Source organism: Phycisphaeraceae bacterium (genome assembly GCA_040222855.1).
GTDB lineage: Bacteria > Planctomycetota > Phycisphaerae > Phycisphaerales > Phycisphaeraceae > Mucisphaera.
In genome coordinates, this window is the sequence record JAVKCD010000025.1 from 501,596 (window position 1) to 522,601 (window position 21,006).

At 62.1% G+C, this 21,006-nt stretch carries 21 protein-coding genes; 16 read left to right on the plus strand and 5 right to left on the minus strand.

The window, feature by feature from the left end; all coding sequences use genetic code 11:
* Nucleotides 1-24 precede the first annotated feature (24 nt).
* On the minus strand, nucleotides 25-1,047 hold the full coding sequence (gap, locus tag RIG82_11870; protein ID MEQ9461637.1) for a type I glyceraldehyde-3-phosphate dehydrogenase: 1,023 nt from the start codon (nucleotides 1,045-1,047) through the stop codon (nucleotides 25-27).
* An 82-nt stretch (nucleotides 1,048-1,129) separates the two neighbouring features.
* Between gap and xseA the strand changes: the two genes are divergently transcribed.
* The 8 genes from xseA (at nucleotide 1,130) to RIG82_11910 (ending at nucleotide 7,885) form a co-directional block, all read left to right on the plus strand.
* Nucleotides 1,130-2,653, plus strand: a complete 1,524-nt coding sequence (gene xseA, locus RIG82_11875) for an exodeoxyribonuclease VII large subunit (GenBank protein MEQ9461638.1) — start codon at nucleotides 1,130-1,132, stop codon at nucleotides 2,651-2,653.
* 21 nt (nucleotides 2,654-2,674) lie between these two features.
* Nucleotides 2,675-2,920, plus strand: a complete 246-nt coding sequence (xseB, locus tag RIG82_11880; GenBank protein ID MEQ9461639.1) for an exodeoxyribonuclease VII small subunit — start codon at nucleotides 2,675-2,677, stop codon at nucleotides 2,918-2,920.
* Nucleotides 2,921-2,923: 3 nt separating this feature from the next.
* The gene (locus tag RIG82_11885; protein MEQ9461640.1) at nucleotides 2,924-4,066 is read left to right on the plus strand and encodes a prepilin peptidase; all 1,143 of its coding nucleotides are present in this window, start codon (nucleotides 2,924-2,926) and stop codon (nucleotides 4,064-4,066) included.
* 53 nt (nucleotides 4,067-4,119) lie between these two features.
* Nucleotides 4,120-4,767, plus strand: a complete 648-nt coding sequence (locus tag RIG82_11890) for an OmpA family protein (protein MEQ9461641.1) — start codon at nucleotides 4,120-4,122, stop codon at nucleotides 4,765-4,767.
* Between the two features lie 34 nt (nucleotides 4,768-4,801).
* Nucleotides 4,802-5,455, plus strand: coding sequence for an imidazole glycerol phosphate synthase subunit HisH (gene hisH, locus RIG82_11895; GenBank protein MEQ9461642.1), 654 nt, complete (start codon nucleotides 4,802-4,804; stop codon nucleotides 5,453-5,455).
* Nucleotides 5,452-6,594: an ARMT1-like domain-containing protein gene (locus RIG82_11900; protein ID MEQ9461643.1), complete on the plus strand. Its 1,143-nt coding sequence runs from the start codon at nucleotides 5,452-5,454 to the stop codon at nucleotides 6,592-6,594. Before hisH ends, RIG82_11900 begins: the two co-directional genes overlap by 4 nt.
* Before the next feature lie 63 nt (nucleotides 6,595-6,657).
* The gene (locus RIG82_11905) at nucleotides 6,658-7,251 is read left to right on the plus strand and encodes a type II secretion system protein (GenBank protein MEQ9461644.1); all 594 of its coding nucleotides are present in this window, start codon (nucleotides 6,658-6,660) and stop codon (nucleotides 7,249-7,251) included.
* Nucleotides 7,252-7,279: 28 nt separating this feature from the next.
* Nucleotides 7,280-7,885 (plus strand): hypothetical protein, encoded by a 606-nt coding sequence (locus RIG82_11910; GenBank protein ID MEQ9461645.1) that lies wholly within the window; start codon nucleotides 7,280-7,282, stop codon nucleotides 7,883-7,885.
* 1 nt (nucleotide 7,886) lies between these two features.
* On the opposite strand, the gene RIG82_11915 is transcribed toward RIG82_11910, so the two are convergent.
* Entirely contained in the window at nucleotides 7,887-8,825 is a 939-nt protein-coding gene (locus tag RIG82_11915) for an aminotransferase class IV (protein ID MEQ9461646.1), read from the minus strand.
* 67 nt (nucleotides 8,826-8,892) lie between these two features.
* Between RIG82_11915 and RIG82_11920 the strand changes: the two genes are divergently transcribed.
* The 3 genes from RIG82_11920 to RIG82_11930 are packed head-to-tail and all read left to right on the plus strand — an operon-like array spanning nucleotide 8,893 to nucleotide 13,119.
* The gene (locus RIG82_11920; GenBank protein MEQ9461647.1) at nucleotides 8,893-9,156 is read left to right on the plus strand and encodes a type B 50S ribosomal protein L31; all 264 of its coding nucleotides are present in this window, start codon (nucleotides 8,893-8,895) and stop codon (nucleotides 9,154-9,156) included.
* Nucleotides 9,157-9,189: 33 nt separating this feature from the next.
* Nucleotides 9,190-10,272, plus strand: coding sequence for a peptide chain release factor 1 (gene prfA / locus RIG82_11925; GenBank protein MEQ9461648.1), 1,083 nt, complete (start codon nucleotides 9,190-9,192; stop codon nucleotides 10,270-10,272).
* 51 nt (nucleotides 10,273-10,323) lie between these two features.
* Complete coding sequence (locus tag RIG82_11930) at nucleotides 10,324-13,119, plus strand: hypothetical protein (protein MEQ9461649.1); 2,796 nt, start codon at nucleotides 10,324-10,326, stop codon at nucleotides 13,117-13,119.
* A 60-nt stretch (nucleotides 13,120-13,179) separates the two neighbouring features.
* On the opposite strand, the gene rho is transcribed toward RIG82_11930, so the two are convergent.
* Nucleotides 13,180-14,391 carry a transcription termination factor Rho gene (gene rho, locus RIG82_11935; GenBank protein MEQ9461650.1) on the minus strand — a complete coding sequence of 404 codons (1,212 nt, stop codon included), beginning with the start codon at nucleotides 14,389-14,391 and terminating at the stop codon, nucleotides 13,180-13,182.
* Nucleotides 14,392-14,652: 261 nt separating this feature from the next.
* Here rho and rimO point away from each other — a divergent pair, with 261 nt between their 5' ends.
* From rimO to RIG82_11960, 5 genes are all read left to right on the plus strand, one after another.
* Nucleotides 14,653-16,188, plus strand: coding sequence for a 30S ribosomal protein S12 methylthiotransferase RimO (rimO, locus tag RIG82_11940; GenBank protein MEQ9461651.1), 1,536 nt, complete (start codon nucleotides 14,653-14,655; stop codon nucleotides 16,186-16,188).
* A 179-nt stretch (nucleotides 16,189-16,367) separates the two neighbouring features.
* Nucleotides 16,368-16,868, plus strand: a complete 501-nt coding sequence (locus RIG82_11945; GenBank protein MEQ9461652.1) for a hypothetical protein — start codon at nucleotides 16,368-16,370, stop codon at nucleotides 16,866-16,868.
* 378 nt (nucleotides 16,869-17,246) lie between these two features.
* Nucleotides 17,247-18,977 carry a hypothetical protein gene (locus tag RIG82_11950; protein MEQ9461653.1) on the plus strand — a complete coding sequence of 577 codons (1,731 nt, stop codon included), beginning with the start codon at nucleotides 17,247-17,249 and terminating at the stop codon, nucleotides 18,975-18,977.
* A gap of 125 nt (nucleotides 18,978-19,102) precedes the next feature.
* Entirely contained in the window at nucleotides 19,103-19,225 is a 123-nt protein-coding gene (locus RIG82_11955; GenBank protein ID MEQ9461654.1) for a hypothetical protein, read from the plus strand.
* A complete protein-coding gene (locus RIG82_11960) occupies nucleotides 19,222-19,356 on the plus strand; it encodes a hypothetical protein (GenBank protein MEQ9461655.1) in 135 nt (44 codons plus the stop codon). Before RIG82_11955 ends, RIG82_11960 begins: the two co-directional genes overlap by 4 nt.
* 237 nt (nucleotides 19,357-19,593) lie before the next feature.
* Here the strand turns inward: RIG82_11960 and RIG82_11965 are convergent, their stop codons facing one another.
* Together RIG82_11965 and RIG82_11970 are read right to left on the minus strand one after the other, a co-directional pair.
* Nucleotides 19,594-20,556 carry a hypothetical protein gene (locus RIG82_11965; protein MEQ9461656.1) on the minus strand — a complete coding sequence of 321 codons (963 nt, stop codon included), beginning with the start codon at nucleotides 20,554-20,556 and terminating at the stop codon, nucleotides 19,594-19,596.
* Nucleotides 20,557-20,579: 23 nt separating this feature from the next.
* Entirely contained in the window at nucleotides 20,580-20,993 is a 414-nt protein-coding gene (locus RIG82_11970) for a PGPGW domain-containing protein (protein MEQ9461657.1), read from the minus strand.
* Between the last annotated feature and the right edge of the window lie 13 nt (nucleotides 20,994-21,006).

Below are 21,006 nucleotides of genomic sequence, written 5' to 3' on the forward strand. Positions count from 1 at the left end.
CAATCGTCAGGTCAAAGGCCTCGATCAGGCCACGCCATCCTGCTTGGCCATGTGTGCCAGCAGATCAACCACACGGTTCGAGTAGCCCCATTCGTTGTCGTACCACGACACGACCTTGAAGAACTTGGAACTCAGCTCGATACCGGCACCCGCATCGAACGTCGAGCTGGCCGGATCGTGAATGAAGTCGGTCGAGACCACCGGCTCATCGGTGTACGCCAGGATACCCTTGAGCGGACCCGATTCCGACGCCTTCTTCATCGCGGCGCAGATGTCCTTGTACGACGTCTCCTTCTCGGTCCGGACCGTCAGGTCCACGACCGAGACATCAGCCGTCGGGATACGGAATGCCATGCCCGTGAGCTTGCCCTTTAGCTCCGGCATCGCCAGGCCAACGGCCTTGGCCGCGCCGGTCGAGGCCGGGATGATGTTAAAGCCGGCAGCACGCCCGCCACGCAGATCCTTCTTGGAAGGACCGTCCTGCGTGGGCTGAGTCGCCGTCACGGCATGCACCGTGGTCATCAAACCTTCGACAATCCCAAAGTTGTCCTGAAGGACCTTGGCGATCGGGGCCAGGCAGTTGGTCGTGCATGAGGCGTTCGAGACGACTTTGGCATCCTTGGCCAACGACTCGTGATTCACGCCCATCACGATCGTCGGGACCTGGTCCGGACTGCTCGTCGGGGCCGAGATCACCACACGCTTTGCGCCTGCGTCGATGTGCTGCTTGGCACCGTCAAAGGCCGTGAAAAAGCCGGTTGACTCGACGACATAATCCACGCCGAGCTTGCCCCAGGGCAGGTCAGCGGGATTACGCTCAGCGCAACACGGGATCTTCTTGCCGTTGACGATCAGCGCATCATCCGTCGCCTCGACCGTGCCGGGAAACCGGCCATGAATCGAGTCGTACTTGAGCAGGTAAGCGAGCGACGCCGGCGGGAACAGATCGTTGATCCCGACAAACTCGACGTTGCCCTGTTCCAGGCCAGCCCGGAACACCAGGCGGCCGATGCGGCCGAAGCCATTGATCGCGACCTTGATGGACATGGATCCAGACTCCAAATCTAGGGGGTGAGGGGAGCTTGAGCGGACAGGCGTCCGGCTCGTCTAAGGATAATAAGGTACGGAGTTGGCCGCTGATTCGCAATCAGCGGTTGACCCCGCCTCGCGGGGAGACCACCATCCTAGCGAGATACACAGGTCGCGTGCGACCAACCCAGCATGGAGACGATCTCTGCCCGGCACCTCTGCCAAACCCGACGCCCCGCTCACGGTCAGCCAGGCCGCCGGGCTCATCCAGCGCACCATTCAGCAAGCCATCCCCGGCCGCATCCGGGTGCTTGGGGAAATCTCCAGCCTCTCGGCTCGCACCCACTGGTACTTCACGCTCAAAGACCGCGACGCCTCGCTCCGCTGCGCCTGCTTCGCCAGCAGCGCCCAGCGAGTCCCCTTCCAACCCGAGAACGGCATGGCGGTCGTCGCCACCGGCCGCATCGACTTCTATCCGCCTCAGGGCAGCCTGCAGATGATCGTCGACAGCCTCGAAGTCGCTGGCCAGGGCGACCTCGAAGCCGAACTCCGCCGCAGGGTCGCCGAACTGCGTGAGTTGGGCTATTTCGACGAAGCCCGCAAGAAGCCTCTCCCGCTGATCCCCACCCGAGTCGCTGTCGTCACCTCGGGTGCCGGGGCCGCGCTGCAGGACGTGATCGACACCACACGCCGACGCTGGCCCGCCGTCCAGTTGCTGCTGGTCGATGTCCCGGTCCAGGGAGCCGCCGCCGCCCCGGCCATCACCAAGGCTATTGAGCAACTTTCCCGGCACGCCCGCCAACTCAATCTCGACGCCATCATCCTCACCCGTGGCGGGGGCTCGATGGAAGACCTCTGGGCCTTCAACGAACGCTCCATCGCCGATGCCATCTTCCGCTGCCCCATCCCATTCGTCGCAGCGATTGGTCACGAAGTGGACACCACCATCGCCGAGCTGGTCGCCGACGCCCGCGCCGCCACCCCGACCCAGGCTGCCATGCAGTTGATCCCCGATCGGGCCGCGCTCGACCGACAGGTCGATCAGCAGGCGCGCCGCCTCAGCCTACTCACGCAGCGTGAGGTCGAGCGTCAACAGGATCGTCTCGACGCCGTCGCACGCTCAACCATCTTCAGGCAACCCGACCAGTGGCTGGCCTCGCAGCGTGATCATTTGCTCCGCCTCAGCGATCGCCTCCGGCTCGCCACCCGCCAGGGCGCGACCCCACACCGCCAGCACCTCGGTCGCCTGACCCGAGACCTCGCCCGCACGACCCATCAGCGACTCAAAGCCGCCAGCCTTAGCCTGGCCAGCCTGGCCCCCCAACTCCACCGCGAAATCAACCGTCGACTCGACACCGACAGCAACCGCTTCTACGCCCTGACACGCCAGCTCGAGGCCGTCGGCCCCAAACAGGTCCTCGGCCGCGGCTTCACCTACACCCTCGGCCCCGACGGCAAGCCGCTCCGGTCCGCCGAGGCTGCGAAAGCCGTGGGCAAGCTCCGTACCGTGTTTAAGGACGGGGAAGTGAAGAGCACGATCGACGACGCCCCGCCCAAGCCCAAGAAACGACGCCAGTCATCAGCCGATACCACCAGCCTCTTCGATCCACCCGAACCAGCCTGACATCCCGCTACACTGCAACCCATGGCCGCATCCAAACCCAAACCTCCCAAAGACCTCTCCTTCGAGCAGGCGATCGACGAGCTCGAGACCATCATCGAGGCCATCGAAGCCGGTGAGATCGGCCTCGAAGACGTGCTCCAGCGGTACGAGCGCGGCGTCGGCCTCATCCAACGCTGCCGAGACGTTCTCACCGGCGCCGAGACGAAGCTCAAGAAACTCAACCTCGATCAGCTCGACGACGCCAACGACCTCGATGAAGAGTCCTGACGTATGGCGATCATCGTCTACGGTTTTCTCCTCGCCCTGGGCCTCTGCATCGGCAGTTTCCTCAACGTCGTCATCCTCCGCATGCCCGAGGGCCTCAGCGTCGTTCACCCTCCTTCGCGCTGCCCTCGATGCGGAACCGGCCTCCGCGCGATCGACAACATCCCCGTCCTCTCATGGCTCATGCTCCGCGGTCAGTGTCGCGGATGCTCCCAACCCATCAGCATCCAGTACCCGCTGGTCGAACTCGCCTTCGGGCTGCTCACGCTTGGCCTGGGCTGGTGGCAGATCAACACCTGGGCACCCAACCTCCCGATTCTCGACGCCCTCCGGCTCCTCGGCCCGCTGCTGATCACTCAGCTCGTGCTGCTGGCCTGTCTTTTTGCCGCGACACTCATCGACGCCCGCCACTACATCATCCCGCTGAGCCTCTGCTGGGTCCCGTTCTTCGTCGCTATCACCCTCATGCCCGTGTCGGTCGCCACGGGCTGGCCCGCCATCGGCCCTACGCTCCCCATCGGCTGGACCGAGCCGGTAGGGGGGTTGACGCTCGGCGTGCTGATCTCCATCGCCCTCCTCCAACTCGGCGTGATCCCCCGCAGCTACGCCGACTACGAGCAGGTCATGCAAGACCTCACCGGCCAACAAGCTGACTCCGATGTCGCCGCCGAGAACGCTCTCTACCCCCACGCTCGACGGGAAACCCTCAAGGAACTCCTCTTCCTGCTCCCACCCACCCTCGGCTTGATCGCTGGCGTCATCCTCTCCAGCCCGACGCCCACCACCGGCTGGCTCGAAACGCTCCTCGCCGCGCTCGCCGGAGCGATCTTCGGCGCAGGCCTGGTCTGGGGAACCCGCATCCTCGGCACCCTCGCCTTCGGCAAGGAGGCCATGGGCCTGGGCGATGTCCACCTCATGGCGGGGGTCGGTGCCGTCCTCGGCTGGCGCGATGTAACCCTCGCCTTCTTCATCGCGCCCTTCCTCGGGCTGCTAGGCACCTTCGCCCTCACCGGACTGGCTTCCGTTCGCAGTGCCGAGGCTCGGGTCATCCCCTACGGCCCCTACCTCGCGGTCGGCTCCATCATCGCACTGCTCGCCTCAGACCCCATCCTCGAAGCTCTTGGGTTTTCTGGTATCTTCACACCCTGAAGGCCGATACCACATGGCCCGATAACCTCGCTCGCTTCATCGAAAGGAAGACGATGGGTCTCACGACACGGATGGTCGCTTGCTGCCTTGGCCTCATGATGCTCGCTTTAGTTGGATGCCAGCCTCCCTACCGCGTCCTCGAAGAGCGTGAGGCCCTCTACATCCAGAACCAGGAACTCCAGGACCAGCTCAACCAGGCTCGGACCGCTGTCGAAGTCTGCGAGCGTGATCGCTCCAACCTCCTTGGCGAGATCGAGCGTCTCAAGCGTGAACTGGCTATGACGCCAACTACCGTGGTCCCCGCCAACGCTTTCGCCGGTATCGCTGGCATCGAAACCGAACAGAGCGACACCCAGATCAAGGTCCGCGTCCCCGGCGACGTACTCTTCGCCTCCGGTGCCATCGACCTCAAGAACGCCTCGAAGAGCACGCTGAACCAGATCGCCAGCGTCATCCAGCGTGAATACCCCAACCAGACGATCCGCGTCGAGGGACACACCGATACCGACCCGATCCGCAAGAGCAGTTGGAAGGACAACCTCGAACTCAGCCTCGAGCGGTCCGCCGCCGTCCATCGCCACCTGCAGACCCAGGGCATCGACCCCAAGCGAATGTACGCAGCGGGCTTCGGCGAGTGGCGACCACAACCCACCAAGGACCGCAGCCGCCGCGTGACCATTGTCGTGGTCCTCGTCGAGTAGCGGACGACCCGACCACAACCCACCGGAGATCGCCGTGCTCGGGATCGTCAACTATGGCATGGGCAACCTGCGCTCGGTCCAGAAGGCCATTGAACGCGTTGGCGGGAGCGCCGCCATCGTCGATAGCGCCGATGCCATCTCCAGTTGTGATCGTTTGATCCTCCCAGGCGTCGGGGCCTTCGCCGACGCCATGGACCTGCTCCACCAGCGATCGCTGCTCCAGCCGGTTCTCGACTACGCCCACTCAGGCCGCCCCTTCCTCGGCATCTGTCTCGGGATGCAGTTGATGCTCGATCACTCCGAGGAAACCATCTCGCCAACCGACACGCCGGTCGCTGGTCTCGGCCTCATCCCCGGGTCGGTCCGCCGATTCCAGTTCTCTCCAGGACCCGATGGCCGCACGCCCAAAGTCCCCCACATGGGCTGGAATGCCATCAACCCCCTCCGAGAACACCTCTTGACCGATGGAATCGAACACGGCGACCACGCCTACTTCGTCCACGGCTTTTTCTGCGATCCCACAAACGACGCCGACCGCCTCGCCAGCACCGACTACAGCGGGGACTTCTGCAGCATGATCGCTCGCGGCAACCTCCTGGGCTGCCAGTTCCACCCCGAGAAATCCCAAGCCGTTGGCCTGCGCATCCTCGCCAACTTCCTGTCCTTCACCCCCCAGAACCCATCATGATCACGACCGCCAACCCCTGTTACGCCCCCATTGGCCAAGACTCTGCTGACCCGATCACCCACCATCAGGCCTTCCCACTCCTCGCCGATGCCAGCAGTTACAACGCCTGCCTCTGGGACCTTCGCCACCTCGAAAACCCGCGCGCCTACTGGCTCGACTTGTTTCGCCGCCACTTCGCATCGCTGCTCGATCATGCCCGCAGCGAACGGCTCGAATCCGGTGAGCCACCCGATCAGGTCGAAGGACGTTGCCGACAAGCCAGCACCCACTTCCTCGCCTGGCTCGATCACGCCGAAGACAGCCCGTCACACTTTGATCGCCTCGATGTCCTGACCATCTGCTGGGCCCGCGAGCGAGCGCTCCGCGCCGCCTGCATCCCCGACCCCTACCGACTAGCTAAAGCCGAACAGACCGCCGCCGCTCTGATTCATCTCCCCGGCTGGCTCACCGAACTCGACGCCATGGACCGGGATGACAAATGGCTCAGCCTCCTCCGTGGCGTCTTCGCAGGCAACCTCTTCGACCTCGGCGCGACCAAGACCCTCGATATGTACGCCGATGGCTCGGCCCCAGATTTCCACACGACACTGAACAACCTCAAGCCTCGCCCCTGGTTCATCGATGACGGAGACGCTTTCCTCGCCCGCTGGGCCGGTCGCCGTTTCCGTGAGGCGATCCTCTTTGTCGATAACGCCGGCCCGGATGTCACACTCGGCATGATCCCGCTGGCCCGTGAGCTGGCCCGCTACGGCCGCGTCATCCTCTCGGCCAACTCGGCCCCCTCTCTCAATGACATCACCCACGCGGAGCTTCTGCCTCTACTCGATCAAGTCGCCCGGCTCGACCCAACGATCGCCGAGCAACGCGCCAGCGACCGCCTCGTCGCCATCCCCTCGGGCAACTGGGCCCCGCTGATGGACCTAACCCGCATGGCCCCCGATCTCTGCGCCGCCGCTGACCGGGGCACCGACCTGGTCATCCTCGAGGGCATGGGCCGGGGTATCGAGTCCAACCACGAGGCCCAACTCACCTGCGACACCCTCAAAATCGCCATGATCAAGGACGAAGGCGTCGCCGAAGCCCAGGGGGCCTCCCTCTTCGATCTGGTCTGCCGATTCGACCCTGCTCCAGATAAATAATCTGTAGACAAGCATTTCCCCGAACTCCCTGCAATACTAAAGCAGTTCAGCCGTTGGAGACCCATGACTTTGCGCGATCCCCGCACCCGTGCCTTTACCCTCATCGAACTCCTGGTGGTGATCTCTATCATCGCCATCCTCATCGGCATCCTCCTCCCGGCCCTCTCCGGCGTCCGCCAAGCCGCCATCGCCCTGGCCTGCAAATCCAACCTCCGCCAGATCGGGCTGGTCATGAACATGTATCTCGATCAGAACGCCCAGGTCTTCCCCGCAGCCCGGTACATGCCCGAGCCATTCCTGTCCGGAGCATCGACGCCCATCTACGACTTCTTCCAGGCCTATCTCCCCGATGAGCAAAACAACGAAGGCGGGGTCTACTGGTGTCCCGCCGACGACATCGTCGCGCCGCTTGCCAGCATCAGCTACGACTACAACTCCGGCCTCGGCAACCGAAAACTCGAAGATTCCTGGTACATGAGACGCCTCCGGTTCGACCCTAGCGAAGTCTGGATCCTCAAAGATTTCGACGGCGGGAGCATGGCGTTATCGGATAACACCAATCTAGAAGTCCCCTTCTTCCACCGCAGCCGCAACGCCTACTGGGCTGATGGCCACGTCGCCGACCTCGAAACCAACTATGGAACCGTGAGAAACTAACCGGCCCGCGCCCACAGGAGATGTCCCGATGGAATCACTCAAGCACATGGACCCCAAGAAAAAAGCCATCCTCGCCTCCGGCCTGGGCGTTCTGGCCATCGTCGTCGTCAGCTTAGGCGGGTACCTCTACTGGGCCAACCAACTCCCCGCCATGCCGGAGACCGCTGACGATGTCGTCGCCCTGCTCTCCGACTCCCGATTCGACAACCTCCCGCCCGAGAGACGCGAAGCCTACGTCCAGCGGATGTTCGACATCCGTTCCACCCTCGACGAAGACGAGCGAAGCAGACTCTTCGACACCATGCGTGACAACGACATCGCCCGCGACAACATGCGTGCACTCATGGAACAGACGATGGTCTCCAACGCCCGCGCCTTCGCCCGTGCGTCAGAAGATGAACGCCAGGTGATCCTCACCAATGTTTCCCAGATGTTCCAGGGCATGCGCCCACCCGGACAACGAGGTGACGGTGGCCAACGACCCGAAGGGGGAGACCGTGATAGCCGACGTGAGCGTATGCAGGAACGCATCATGGATCGCGCCGCCTCCGGCAACCCCCAGGACTCCGCCATGATCCGCGAGTTCTTCACGGCGCTCCGTCAGCAACGTGAGCAGCAGCGCAACAACGGCTAAGTTACGAACCCAACCCGGCCTCGCGCTCAATCAGTTCCAGCAACGACGCACGCAGCTTCGCGGTCACAGGACCGATCCTCCCGCCCCCGATCTCCTGACGCTCGATCTTCGTGACAGGCAGTAGCTGCCAGCCCGAGTTGGTCAGGAACACCTCGTCGGCGTCCAGCAGATCGTCGATCGTCAGCATCCGCTTATGAGCCTCGATCCCCTCAGCCGCGGCAGACTCCAACACCGCCGCCCGCGTCACGCCGGGCAGCACCGGCGATCCGAGCGATCCCTGCACCTCCTCGCCCCGAGCGATCGGCGTCGACACCACACCATCCTTCACTAGAAACAGGTTGCTGATGGACCCCGATGCCAGGTGATTGGTGACACTCAGCCAGATCGCCTCCCCAGCCCCCGCCGCTGCCGCCTGACGGAGCGTTCGCAGCCTCTGCCAGTAGTTCAACGTCTTGTGCCCCGCTGTCGGGTCCAGCGGATTGGCGTGCGATGGAGAGATCAGCGCCATCACACCCTCCTCGAAATACCTTGGGTCGTACTCCGTCGCTGGCGTCGGCTGAATCGCCAGCGTCGGCATCGGCCGAACCGGCTCGCCACGACCCGGCAGCAGACTCACAGGCCCCGCCGTCAGCGTCAGTCGTAGCCGAGCCTCGCGCAGGTGATTGTGCTTAATCGTCTGATCAATCGCCTCGGCCAGCGAACCCGTGTCCAGCCCATCCACCAGCCCCAACTCACGAGCAGAGACTTCCAGCCGTTCCAGATGAGCCCCCGCCCGGAACGCCGCCCCGTGACGCACCGCCAAAGTCTCAAAAAGGCCGATCCCGTGCTGGAAACCGGCGTCATCGAGCCGCACCACGGCTTCCTCCGGCTCCACAAACCGACCCTGCAGGAAAACCCGCCAGGTCACCCCATCCGATCCGCTTTCCACAGGCTCGACCACGATTTGGCTCCCAAACTGTCTTAGGCTACACTACTCGGCTCGACCGGTGGGGGCCAGGAGCACGCTTATGAAGAAGGACATCCATCCAACCTACCGTCCCGTCGTCTTTGAAGACGTGTCGGCTGGTCTGCGTTTCATCACTCGCTCGACCATCCCCGCCAAAGACACAACCAAGTGGGAGGATGGCAAAGAGTATCCCCTCGTCAAGGTTGATATCTCCAGCGCCTCACACCCCTTCTTCACCGGCAAGCAGAAGTTCGTCGATACCGCAGGCCGCGTTGAAAAGTTCCAGCGCAAGTTCGCTGGCGGCTACTTCGATAAGAAGAAATAATCCCACCCACCCCCGCACGCCGGCCCCAAACCCATGGCCGACCTCCATCAGCGGATCCTGGAGAAACTCGACGCCCTGCGCGACGAGTTCAACCAGATCAATCAGCAACTCGAATCCCCCGAGGTCATCACCGACCACGAGAAGGTACGCACGCTCTCCGTGCGCCGTGCCGCGCTCACACCGATCGCCGAGCGCTACAACACCTGGCTCGAACTCACGAACCAAGGTGATGAACACCAAAGCCTGATCGACGACAACGCCGACGCCGACCTCGTCGAACTCGCCCGCGAAGAGCTCCCCGCCCTCCGTGAGCAGGCCGAAGCCCTCCTGACCGAGATCAGCCACGAACTCGTCACGGCAGATGACCGATCCGTCGCCTCGGTCATCCTGGAAATCCGTGCCGGCACGGGCGGCGACGAGGCCGCGCTTTGGGCTGGCGACCTCCTCGAGATGTATCAGAGCTACGCCCGCAATCACCGCTGGAAGCTCGAGCCCATGAGCTTCACGCCCGGCGAGCAAGGCGGGATTCGCGCCGCCGTCCTCTCGGTCCGCGGCGAGGGTGTCTGGCAGGGCCTTGGCTACGAAGGCGGGGTTCACTGCGTCAAACGAGTCCCCGCGACCGAGACTCAGGGCCGCGTTCACACCTCCACGGCCACGGTCGCTGTCCTCCCCGAGCCTGAAGCCGTCGAGGTCCAGATCAACCCCGAGGATGTCGATGTCCACGTCACCACGGCCCAGGGTCCCGGCGGGCAGAACGTCAACAAGGTCGCCACCGCCGTCCACATCATCCACAAGCCCACCGGCATCGAGGTCCGGATGCAGGAATCCAAGAGCCAGCAGCAGAACCGCGACCGAGCCTGGCAGATTCTTCGGGCTCGCCTCTTCCAGCACGCCAAGGATCAGATCGACGCCGCCCGCGCAGAATCCCGATCGGCCATGATCGGTACCGGCGCCCGCTCCGAGCGCATCCGCACCTACCGCTACAAGGACAACATCGCCGTCGATCACCGTCTCAGCGCGTCGTTCAACCTCCAGACCGTCCTCGCTGGCGGACTGGACGACATCATCGAGGGCCTGATCGCCGAAGACCGAGCCCTACGCCTCGCCAACCTCTGACAGACCCCCGTTTCCTCACCCCCGGCCAGCTCAAAACCCGATAACAACCCCGTGAAGCACTCCTTCCCCGGCTGTCCCTGCGCCGCCCGGCTCCTGACGCTCATCCTCGGCGTCTTGCTGATCCTGCCGACGTTTTCTCTCGCGCAGGAACGTGAGCAGGTCCTGGTCAGCCCGAAGCGACTCGTCCATCACTTCGATTTCGAGGACACCAACGAACAGGGCATCAAGATCGGCAGCAGTTACCCGCTGCCCAAGCACTGGTACGCCGTTGGCCGCGATCCCCTCAACCCCGACCCCAACTTCCTGAATCTCCCAGTCCACGCTGATCTAATCGCCCGCGAGCGCTATCCTTCCTACACCCACGTCGGCTTCGATGACAGCCAGACGTATTCCGGCGACTATGCCCTGCACCTAGCGCTCGATGGCGGGAACGCCGCCGCCTTCCTGCAGGTCGGCGCACTGCCCGTTCTCACCCGCAGCGATTATCTGATTACCGCCCGATTCCGCACCGAGAAGCTCAGAGGTGCCCGCGCCGCGATCCGATCTTACTTCGTCAACAGACAAGGCGAGCGGATTGCCGACAGCGAACGCAGCACCGGTCCGATCCGATCCGAGAACGGCTGGTCGGCCGTCTCCATCAAGCTCATCGGCAACTACCCCGAGGCCGCATGGATCGGTCTCGAAGTCGAACTCCTCCAGCCCACCGACTCTCCCGACAACCCTCTGGGCACCCAGCAGATCGTGCTCCAGGACCTCGATGCCAAACTCTGGGTTGATGACATCGGCGTCTGGCTTCTGCCACACGTCGAGATCGGCACGCAGGACCCGACCAACCTGATCGTCTCGCCACAGCAACCCACCATCAACGCCACGGTCCGTGACCTCACCGGACAACTCCTCCGCGTCGAGATCAATCTCTACGACCATAATCGCACCCGCGTCGAGCAGCGAACCTGGCTCGTTGGCGACGGATCGGCGGACACCTGGGACTGGACCCCGCAACTCCCCGGCTTCGGCTGGTACCTCGTCGAACTCGCCGTGTTCGAGACTGAAGGCGACTACGCTGGCAACCAGCCCCTCGCTCGGTCCATCGGTGCCCTGGCTTACATGCCCAACCACCGCCTGCGCATCGCACCCGATCTCGAACGCTTCACGCTTATCGCCGAGCGCATGCCGCCGATCGAGGAGCGACTGATCCCGAGCCTCCTCGAGCGAACCGGTCTCCGTTCCGTAGTGCTATCCGTATGGAACCGTGAGACCACCCTCGAAACCCTCAACGCCGAGCAGCACCACCTCGAAAACCTGCTCCGCACCATCATGGGAGACAACCGTTCGGTCGCTCTATCGTTCAGCCCGGTCCCGACGGCGCTGGCGCAGACGCCCGGCATCGAAACCACCAGCCCGATGACGCTGCTCCAGACCGATGAGGAACTCTGGCAACCCTTCGTCGCCCCCGTCATGCTCCGCCACGGCCAACGCATCAAGCAATGGCACCTAGGCGTGCTCGACGCCAACGAACCGTTCTTTATCGAACGACTCAGCGACACCACAAGACGCATCACCGACCGGCTTCGCCGCCTGAGCCCCTCGCCCCGGCTCCACCTGCCCTGGCGAATCGATCAGGCTCGCCGCGATGACATGCCGTCGAACATCGCCTACACGATCGAAGTCCCCGCCAGCATCCAGCCCGAGTCTGTCGAAGGCTATCTCGAATCCTGGATGTCCCCGCCTCTGATGCACAGCCTCCGCCTGGTCGAGTCCAACGCCCAGAACTACCCGCACGCCCAGCGACTCGCCTCCCTCGCTCGCCGCATGGTTATGGGTTGGGTCGCTGGCGCTGAGGGTCTAAGCATCGACCGCCCGTGGACTACCGGCTTCGAGCGCCGGCTGGCGATCCTACCCGACCCTCTGCTCCCGGCCTTTGCCAACATCGCCCAACTCCTCGCCGAGCGTCGTTACATCACCCGACTCGACCTGGGCGAGCAACGCAGAGCCATTGTCTTTGATGGCTCGCCCGGATCACTGATGGTCCTCTGGGACGGCGCGAGCGAACCCTCAGACCTCGATATGTACCTCGGTATCAACCCCAAAGCCTCTGACATCTGGGGCAACGCCTCCAGCGTCCCGACCATCGACCGCAAGCACAGCCTGACCCTCAATGAGATCCCGATCTTTGTGGAAGGCATCGATGTCCAACTCGCCCGCCTCCGCGCCTCGTTCACAATCGACGATCCCTTCATCCCATCGACTCAGGTCGTCCATCGCAGGACCATCAGCCTCATCAACCCCTTCAGCGTCACCATGCAGGGCCGACTGACCTTCACCGGTCCGGAGAACTGGCGCATCGAGCCCGTCCAGCACGACTTCACCCTCGACCCGGGCGGAACCCTCGAACTGCCCATCGGCCTCTCCTTCCCGATCCAGGAAATCGCCGGTTCCAAGGTGCTGGTGGCCCACGCGGTGTTCACCTCGAACCGAACCTACGACGTGGACCTCACTCTGCCTCTGGAACTCGGTCTCCGCGACCTCCATGTCAACTCCTCGCTGTCACTGGTCCGCAACGATGAGGGCGGGCTCGACGCCGTCGCCATTATGGTGGTGACCAATCAGGCCGAAGAATCACGTTCGTTCTACGGATTCGCCACCATGCGCGACCGCCGCGGGCTTGAGCGCATCATCGCGCGGCTCAACCCCGGCCAGACAGTCATCGAACGCTTCCGTTTCTCCGACGTAGGCGACGTGATCGAGACCACGCCGATCCGACTCGGCGTGCGTGAAGCCCGCGGCCCCGCGATGCTCAACAAACGACTCAGCTTCAACGACGCGTTTGAATCCACCGGTCGCTGAGATTCAGCACACTCATAAACCCGCGATGGTAGGAATCAAGGAACCGGTGTGTGTGGGGGATTATCCGACTCGGCTGGCGGCCTCGGTGTTGCCAGCAGACTGAGGCCCCCCGACCAGATCAGCATTGGTGGGGAAACGCTCGAGCGCTTTGAGTAGCTGTTCGATCTGCGTCATCGGCTGCATGTTGAGCAATCGACGCCTGAGCGCATTAACCGTCGCCAACTCGGGCTCGGCCATGAGCTTGTGCTCCTTGCGTGTCCCCGACGCCGCAAGGTCTATCGCCGGGAACAACCGCCGCTCGGCGATCTTCCGGTCGAGGATCAGCTCCATATTCCCCGTGCCCTTGAACTCCTCGAAGATCACCTGGTCGCCCTGCGATCCGGTGTCCACCAGGGCGGTGGCAATGATCGTGAGTGACCCGCCCTCTTCAAACTTTCTCGCCGCACCGAACAACTGTTTCGGGATCGCCAGTGCACCGGCATCAATACCGCCCGAGAGCGTGCGCCCGGTGCCCTGCATGCCCGGAGCGGTGTTAAACGCACGACCGAGCCGCGTCAGCGAATCGAGCAGGAAGACCACGTCCTTGCCCTGCTCGGCGAGTCGGCGTCCGCGATCGATCGCCAGCATCGCCAGCCCGCAGTGGCGGTCCGGAGTGTGGTCGTTTGACGAGGCCCAGACGGTACAGGGGACATTGCGACGAAAATCAGTCACTTCCTCGGGGCGCTCGTCGATCAGCAGGGCGTAGACTTCGGCTTCGGGGTAGTTGCGAGAAACCGAGTTTGCGATGTTCTGCAGCAGGGTGGTCTTACCTGCCTTGGGCGGGGACACGATCATCCCGCGCTGGCCGAAACCGATCGGGCAGAACAGATCAATCAGCCGGCAGGCGGGGGGGCAGCCATCGTGCTCAAGGGTGATCCGCGGCTCGGGATCGATCGTTGTCAGGTCCTCGTAGCGGGGATGCTCTTCGAGGTTGTTCGTGTCGACGCCCTCGACTGAGAGCACCCTTGTCGCACGCCGGGCGTCCATCGCGACCGCCGAGATGCGTTGGCGCTTGGGCTTGTTGTTCTGGTGATGCTGGCGGCCGGGGTTGCCCCCGCCCACCGGCTTACCCAGGTCCACCTCGATCATCTGGCCCGACCGCAGGTCGTACTTTTCGATGAGATGCTTGGGGATCAGCGGGTCCGAAGGCGACGCGATGTAGCTCGTGTCCAGCTTTCTGAGGCGCCCGTCGGGGCGCTGACCGATCTCAAGGATGCCGGAAACTGTGCTCATAAGGGGTCCGATACCTTCGGTGGAGCCGGTGCGGACGCGTCTGACGATAAGACGTGACCGCCTGGAGAATCTCCGGGCCGGCGTGGCGAAAACCAATGTTGTCCGCTGGACACACGGGCTCAGGCAGCGATTCGGCCTGAGACGGTGTCTTCTTCATCTCTCTGGGTGCACGGGTGATCTGCGAAAATCCGTGCTCACCTGCTATCTTTGTAACGCTCTGCCCCGCTTGGGGCAAGTCAAACCGCACCGGAGTCCCCCGATATGTCGCCCCAGGCCCCTATTCAGCCGCTTGATCCCGCCACGTCTCAGGATGTCCGGAGGGTCGCCATGGTCAGCCTCGGCTGCCCGAAAAACCTTGTGGACTCGGAGAAAATGCTGGGTTTGCTGGCCGAAGACGGCATCAGCATCGTGCCGGAGGACGATCATCCGGACGCCATCATCATCAATACCTGCGGGTTCTTGGAGGCGTCCAAGACCGAGTCGGTGGGGGAGATCCAGAAGGCGGTGGACCGGAAGAACTCGGGGGAGCTCAAGCGGGTGATCGTGGCGGGGTGCCTGGTGCAGCGGCATCGGGCGAAGATTCTAGACTGGGTCCCGGGGGTGGATGCGCTGATTGGCGTGTTTGACCGGGACCGGATTACGCCGGCGGTGACGGGATCAATGCCGACGGGGGACGATGTGCTGGTGGAGTTGCCGGTGTATTCGAGCATCGCGAGCAACGACGTGATCGCCAGGCGGCGGCGGGAGATCGAGACGGCGGGGTATCACGAGTCGGACAACGCACGGGTGCGGCTGACGCCTCGGCACTACGCGTACCTGCGGATTTCGGAGGGGTGCAACCAGAACTGTGCGTTCTGCACGATCCCGTCGATTCGCGGGAAAATGCGATCTAAACCGCTGGATCGGATGCTGGCCGAGGCGCGGGAGCTGATGAGTGACGGCGCGTTTGAGCTGAATCTGATCGGTCAGGACACCACGAGCTATGGCGAGGACATCGGTTATCCGGCGGGATTGTCGGGGATGCTGCGGGAGCTTGATAAGACGACGCGTGAGTTTGGCGGGGGATGGTTGCGGCTGATGTACGCGTACCCATCGTGTTTTACGGATGAGATGATCGACACGATTGGGAGTCTGGACAGTGTGCTGAAGTACATCGATATGCCGCTGCAGCATATTAATGATCAGGTGCTGGATTCGATGCGTCGGAAGACGAGTCGGAAGCTGATTGAGACGCTGCTGGAGAAGCTGCGGGACCGGATTCCGGGGATCGCGATCCGGACGACGTTTATCTCGGGATTCCCGGGTGAGACGTGCGCGCAGCATGACGAGCTGGTTGAGTTCGTGCGGTCGTTTGGATTTGATGCGATGGGGGTGTTCCCGTATTCGCCGGAGCCGGGTACGCCGGCGGGGACGCTGCATGAGGAGGGTGGGGCGGTTCCGGAGGCGGAGATCCAGCGGCGGATTGATGAGTTAATGCTGGCGCAGCAAGAGGTTGCGTTCGAGGGCAATGAGGCGATGGCGGAGGATGGGGTGGAACTGCCGGTGCTGGTGGACGAGGTGATGGATGGCCCGCCTGAGGGTCTGGAGGCGGAGGAGCCGGGTCTGACGTGGCATGTGGGCCGAGGGCCGCATCAGGCGCCGGGGATTGATGGGGTGACGTATCTTGTTGCTCCTGAGAGGTTTAGTCCGGGTGAGCTGATTCATGCGGAGGTGGTGGGGGCGTCGGATTACGATCTGGTGGCGGAGCCGGCGACGAGTGCGGGGGCGGATGTGCGGCTGAATGTTTTGCGGGGCTGAGCGGTGTGTTTGGGGTGCGGTTGTGAATCTGGGGTGTATGATTGATTTAGCTGGCTGGTGCAGTCGGCAGAGGTGTTGCAGAGCGATGGAACGCTTTGTGGAATCGTGACTTAGGCTTGGACAAGGACGTCGGCCGTGGCAGGCTTCTCGTGTGAGAGGTCTGTTTTGAAGGGCGTCTGATGTCTGAGTTGACGACATCGAGCGAACGATTGAGGCTGGTGCGGCCGCGGCCGGAGCGGGGTGATGTGGCTGCGCGGAGGCCTGGTGATGGGGCTGGAAAGCGTGCGCACAGGGGGCAGAATCGTCGGTTTGACGCTGGAGTCGTCGATCAAATGCGCCCAAGCGACCCACGTTGGGTGCTGGCTGTGCGCACGGCGGAGGTGATGGAGGCGGGCGGGGTACTGCCACCAGACCGTCGTGAGCGGCTGACGCGGGTGGGGCGGATGCTGGGTCTGACGGCGTTTGATGTGAGTCTGGTGATCGCGATCGTGCAGGACCAGGTGCGGCGGGGGCACAGCACGCTGAACGCGCCGGGCGCGGGTGTGGAGCAGCTGCAGATGATTCAGATGAAGCCGGGGGTGAAGGGGTCTGCGTGGTCGCGGTGGTGGCCGGCGGCGGTGGTGGCGGGGATGGTGCTGGTGGCGGAGGTTGTGGTGGTTTGGGGTTGGTTTTGGGGTTGATGAACTCAGACTGTAGCTGCTCAGCAGATTGCATAGCTGCATCGCTTGATGCAGTTACTCTCGCGTCAGAACAAATGACTTTTCTATATTTAGTATAGCTCAGGCCTACACAATCTTCTGCATGTGCCGCAAACTCAGCCTAAACGTCGGATGATTTTGATTGGGAGAGATCAGGCCAAATAAGAGCTCTGGCTGAATCGGTTATCTACTTAGCTAAGCCGCGACAAGGCTCTTGAAGTTAAATCGCCGCGCAGTTAGGATCTAAATTGTGCTTCAAGTTTTTCTGCCCATCTGAGGCGATGTCGTCCACTGCACAAGTTTGGTTAGTGCAGACCTAAATAACTTGCTGATGCTATAAAACGATAGGAGAGAAGACACATGAGACTCTTACGTTCTAATCTATATTTCATTATATTTTTTAGCCAGCTCGTCACAGTTGGTCGTGTTGAGGCTCTCGACTATCTTTGGCTCGGAAGAACTCCAGTTAGTGAAGGCCGAGAATCTTTTTCTGATGCGTCTAACTGGGTATACACACCCTTCACTGCTCGCGATGTACCCGGCACATCGGACAGAGCCACCTTCAATAACAACAATCAGGTCCTGACCAGTATTGGTTCCGACGTATCTGGAATCATCATTGGAGGAACGCATCGTGTTGATGATGCCTATTTTCTTGACGGCCTGTTTGACGTGAGTATTAGTGGCAGCTTGCATACAGGAGAAAGTGCGACAGACACATATGACTTTGTTGTCGGAGCCGGTTTCACGTTCGGCAACCCGCTTGACGCTGATCGAGGTAGGTTTTCGAGCACAGATGAGTCTGGCAGCGTCAGCTTATCGATCTCCGGGTCTGGCCTTCTAGAAACGCGGGCTCTACTCGTGGGTGGCCCTAACGGCTACGGTCAGTTGAGCATCTATGACGAGGTACTTCAGGCAAATTTCATTGACATTAATAACGGTGGTATTACTGCAGAACCGGACTCTTTAGTGCTGGTGCAGGCCGGTACTGGCAACCTTCCGGGTGTTCGCAATGGGATCACTTTGGTGGGTGAAAACTCTTTGAATCCTGCCGTATTGCGCGTTAGAGATGGGGCTGAGTGGATTGGTGAAGGTCAAGTCACTATCGGCATCGAAGGTCATGGCAGGTTGTTCTTAGAGCCTGGCGCTTCTATGCAGAGTGGCTATTACAATAGCCCTACCTTCACTAGCGGGGCTATAGGTGGAGGCGTGGGTGCACTGGGCGAAGTTTTCATGGATACGAACTCATCATGGACCCAAGACGGAGCAATGACCGTAGGTTTTTCAGGAGCAGGCATCTTGAAGATGGATGCAGGCAGCCGTTTAGATAGTCGATTTGGCCTGATCAGTCGGCTTCCCGGTTCGTCGGGTGAGGTCATAATCGATGGTCAAGGCTCTGTTTGGAAGACCGATGAGGAATTCATCATGGGAGGTGATTTCTCTTTGAGTTCGGGAGCAGATGCGGAAGTCGTTGTCAAGAATGGCGGTCGTCTCGCCGTGGGTACCCGACTCGGGCTATTCGCCTCAGGCGTCCTGGACCTAACCGGCCAGGGTGAGGGCGGTGGGACTGTGGTTGTTGGCAGTGATCCCGACGTGTTTCTTAGCCCGGGTACACTGAAGATCCTGCCTGACGGATCAATGTTTAATGCCGGCACTATCAATGCTAATGTGGTGCTTGGTGGCGTGTTCAATCCGGGCAGTTCGATCGCAGATTCCACGATTAACGGCGATCTCATTCTCGAGTCAGGCGGCACGATTGTGATCGAGATCGGTGGCAAAAATAGCTTTGACCGTCTTGGGGTTTCTGGACAGTTCGATGCCAGTGATGGCGAGTTGGTTTTTCGATTCGTCAACGGCTATTCGCCCAAAGCTGGCACTCAGTACGAGTTTCTTGGATACAGCGAGCTTGTCTCACAGGCCAGTTCGACACGAATTGAGAATCTTGTCGATGGGTTTCAATACTCGCTGGTCAATGTCCCTAATGGAATCGCTTTGTTTTCAGAGTCCGACGGTGTGTTTATTCCTGAACCAAGTCTGGCCACACTCATTCTTACTGGGCTACTGGTACGACGAGGCGTAATGAAATCCTGATTAACTCATACGTCTTCACATCGCTTGTGTCATTTTAGAACTTAGTGGAACCAGTCGGTTACGACAGGCCTTGACTGAGCCACCAGTTATATTAGGACTTGGGGTGTGATTGCTGCGCTGGCGAGGTGCTGCTGACGGAGCGTGATGATTTCGGGCTGGTGGAGATCATCCGGAGCGGGGATGCGTTGGCTGGGCGGTTCATTGAGCGGTTGTCGACGGCGGGTCTGGGACGCTGCTGCCGTCGATGAATGATGCGGGGAGCGTGGCGTTTCGGTATTCTTTGGAGAGAGGCGGCACGGGTGTGCTGTTGTGGACGGTGCTGGAGGCGTTGGGGTTGGTTTCGTTGGGGGTCTTCGGGCTGGGGTGGCGGGTTGTGTGAGGGTGATGGCACCGCCGGGCTTGCGCCCGGGGCTCGTTTGATGCTTGGGTCGTTTGTTGTGGCGTGGGGTTGGCGAGGGGATGGGCCCATAGGCTGGCGCCTATGGTTCGTGACACGCTTGGGGCGGTTGATGGGGGTGGCGCTGCTTCGCCGAGGGTGGGCGGGGATTGAGGTGAGGTGGCGGGGTGGGGTGTTGGGGAGCAGAATTACGGTGATGGGCGTTGAGGTTGGGTGTCTTTAGAAGGCGAGTCCGAATCCGAGGGCGTAGCCTTCGGCGTTGTCGCCGATGATGTAGGCGGCGGTGAGGGAGAGACCGGCGTCGAAGGGGAGGATTTCGCGGAGTTCGAGTCCGGCACCGAGTTGGGCGTAGTTGGTGACGCCGAAGAGTTGTCCTTCGAGGAAGTTTCGGTATCCGGCGAAGGTTCGCCATCGGAGGGGCTGTCCGAGGAGTTCGACGCCTGTGGGTCCTGTGAGGTCAGCGCGGAGGGTGAGGAGCTGGATGCGGTTGGTGACGTCCTGGGCGGGGTCGTCGGAGTTGAGTGTGTCGGTGAATCGGAGGTCGTAGCGTGTTCGGAGTCGGAGGTGGAGGTCGTTGGGGAGAGGGCGCTGGTAGTCGAGCTTCGGGGCGACGCCGAGGCCTGCGGTGACGGCGTCCCAGTTGAAGGCGATACCGTCGGTGATGGCGGCGGTGACGGCTCTGCCGGGCCCGGAGTAGGTGGTGTCGTTTTGCAGGTAGGCGAGGTTGGCGTTGGCGATGAGGGCGAGTTTGAGGTCGGGGAGGATTTCGAACTCGGGTCCTGCGCCGACGATGATGCCGAGCGTGGACCATGTGGTTTCGACGCCTGTGGCGATGGCGGGGAGGGTTCCGTTGTAGATGTCTGGGAAGCGTTGCCTGGCGGAGGCGTAGCCGATGGCGGCCTCGGTGTAGAGGTGGGGGGCGTCTTCGCCGAAAATGGTGAAGCTGCGTGAGAAGGGGATGGAGAAGGCGGAGATGCGTGTGTCGGCGTCGTCGTCGATTGAGAGTCGGGTGCCTGTGAGTTCGAGTTCGTCGGAGAGGAGGATAAGTCCGTTGAAGGTTGTGGCGAAGTCGGTGGCGGCGAGGTCGTCGGAGAGCTGCTGACGGATCTGGGCGAGGGTCTGGCCGAGGGCGGGCGTGGTGAGGAGGAAGGTGAGGAGCAGAGGAACGAGGTGGCGCGTCATGGGGCAAGTTTAAGGGCTGGGGCTCAGGCTGACTTGCGTCGGGTGTGCTCGGCGGTGCGGTCGTCATCGGGGCCGAGGAGGGTATGGCTAAGGGTTTTGGCGTGTTGTTCGGCGGTGTTGATGGAGGCGTCGAGGACGCGGTGTTGGGCGCGGATTTTCTTGAGCAGGTGTCGTGCCCAGACGAACTCGGTGGCGAGGGTGACGAGTCCGAGGGGGAGGATGATCCAGCCGAGGGGTAGGGGGAGGATGAAGAGGATCCCGCCGAGGATGAGGATGGTGGTGCCGATGATGCCGATGACGATGCGACGGACCCACTTGGGGGTGCGCCAGCGTTTGGGGATTGGGCGGATGGCGAGTGGTGTGCGGGGGGCACGAGGTTGGTCGGGCTGAGCCTGACGCTGAGCACTGAGTCGTGTTGGGTGGTGTGTGGTGGTCATGTCAGGGCAGTCG

Excerpts from the sequence above, each read along its gene's own strand:
- gap (MEQ9461637.1), bottom strand. The coding sequence starts at position 1,047 with ATGTCCATCAAGGTCGCGATCAATGGCTTCGGCCGCATCGGCCGCCTG.
- xseB (MEQ9461639.1), top strand. The coding sequence starts at position 2,675 with ATGGCCGCATCCAAACCCAAACCTCCCAAAGACCTCTCCTTCGAGCAG.
- RIG82_11885 (MEQ9461640.1), top strand. The coding sequence starts at position 2,924 with ATGGCGATCATCGTCTACGGTTTTCTCCTCGCCCTGGGCCTCTGCATC.
- RIG82_11890 (MEQ9461641.1), top strand. The coding sequence starts at position 4,120 with ATGGGTCTCACGACACGGATGGTCGCTTGCTGCCTTGGCCTCATGATG.
- RIG82_11900 (MEQ9461643.1), top strand. The coding sequence starts at position 5,452 with ATGATCACGACCGCCAACCCCTGTTACGCCCCCATTGGCCAAGACTCT.
- RIG82_11905 (MEQ9461644.1), top strand. The coding sequence starts at position 6,658 with ATGACTTTGCGCGATCCCCGCACCCGTGCCTTTACCCTCATCGAACTC.
- RIG82_11910 (MEQ9461645.1), top strand. The coding sequence starts at position 7,280 with ATGGAATCACTCAAGCACATGGACCCCAAGAAAAAAGCCATCCTCGCC.
- RIG82_11920 (MEQ9461647.1), top strand. The coding sequence starts at position 8,893 with ATGAAGAAGGACATCCATCCAACCTACCGTCCCGTCGTCTTTGAAGAC.
- prfA (MEQ9461648.1), top strand. The coding sequence starts at position 9,190 with ATGGCCGACCTCCATCAGCGGATCCTGGAGAAACTCGACGCCCTGCGC.
- rho (MEQ9461650.1), bottom strand. The coding sequence starts at position 14,391 with ATGAGCACAGTTTCCGGCATCCTTGAGATCGGTCAGCGCCCCGACGGG.
- rimO (MEQ9461651.1), top strand. The coding sequence starts at position 14,653 with ATGTCGCCCCAGGCCCCTATTCAGCCGCTTGATCCCGCCACGTCTCAG.
- RIG82_11945 (MEQ9461652.1), top strand. The coding sequence starts at position 16,368 with ATGTCTGAGTTGACGACATCGAGCGAACGATTGAGGCTGGTGCGGCCG.
- RIG82_11950 (MEQ9461653.1), top strand. The coding sequence starts at position 17,247 with ATGAGACTCTTACGTTCTAATCTATATTTCATTATATTTTTTAGCCAG.
- RIG82_11960 (MEQ9461655.1), top strand. The coding sequence starts at position 19,222 with ATGAATGATGCGGGGAGCGTGGCGTTTCGGTATTCTTTGGAGAGAGGC.
- RIG82_11965 (MEQ9461656.1), bottom strand. The coding sequence starts at position 20,556 with ATGACGCGCCACCTCGTTCCTCTGCTCCTCACCTTCCTCCTCACCACG.
- RIG82_11970 (MEQ9461657.1), bottom strand. The coding sequence starts at position 20,993 with ATGACCACCACACACCACCCAACACGACTCAGTGCTCAGCGTCAGGCT.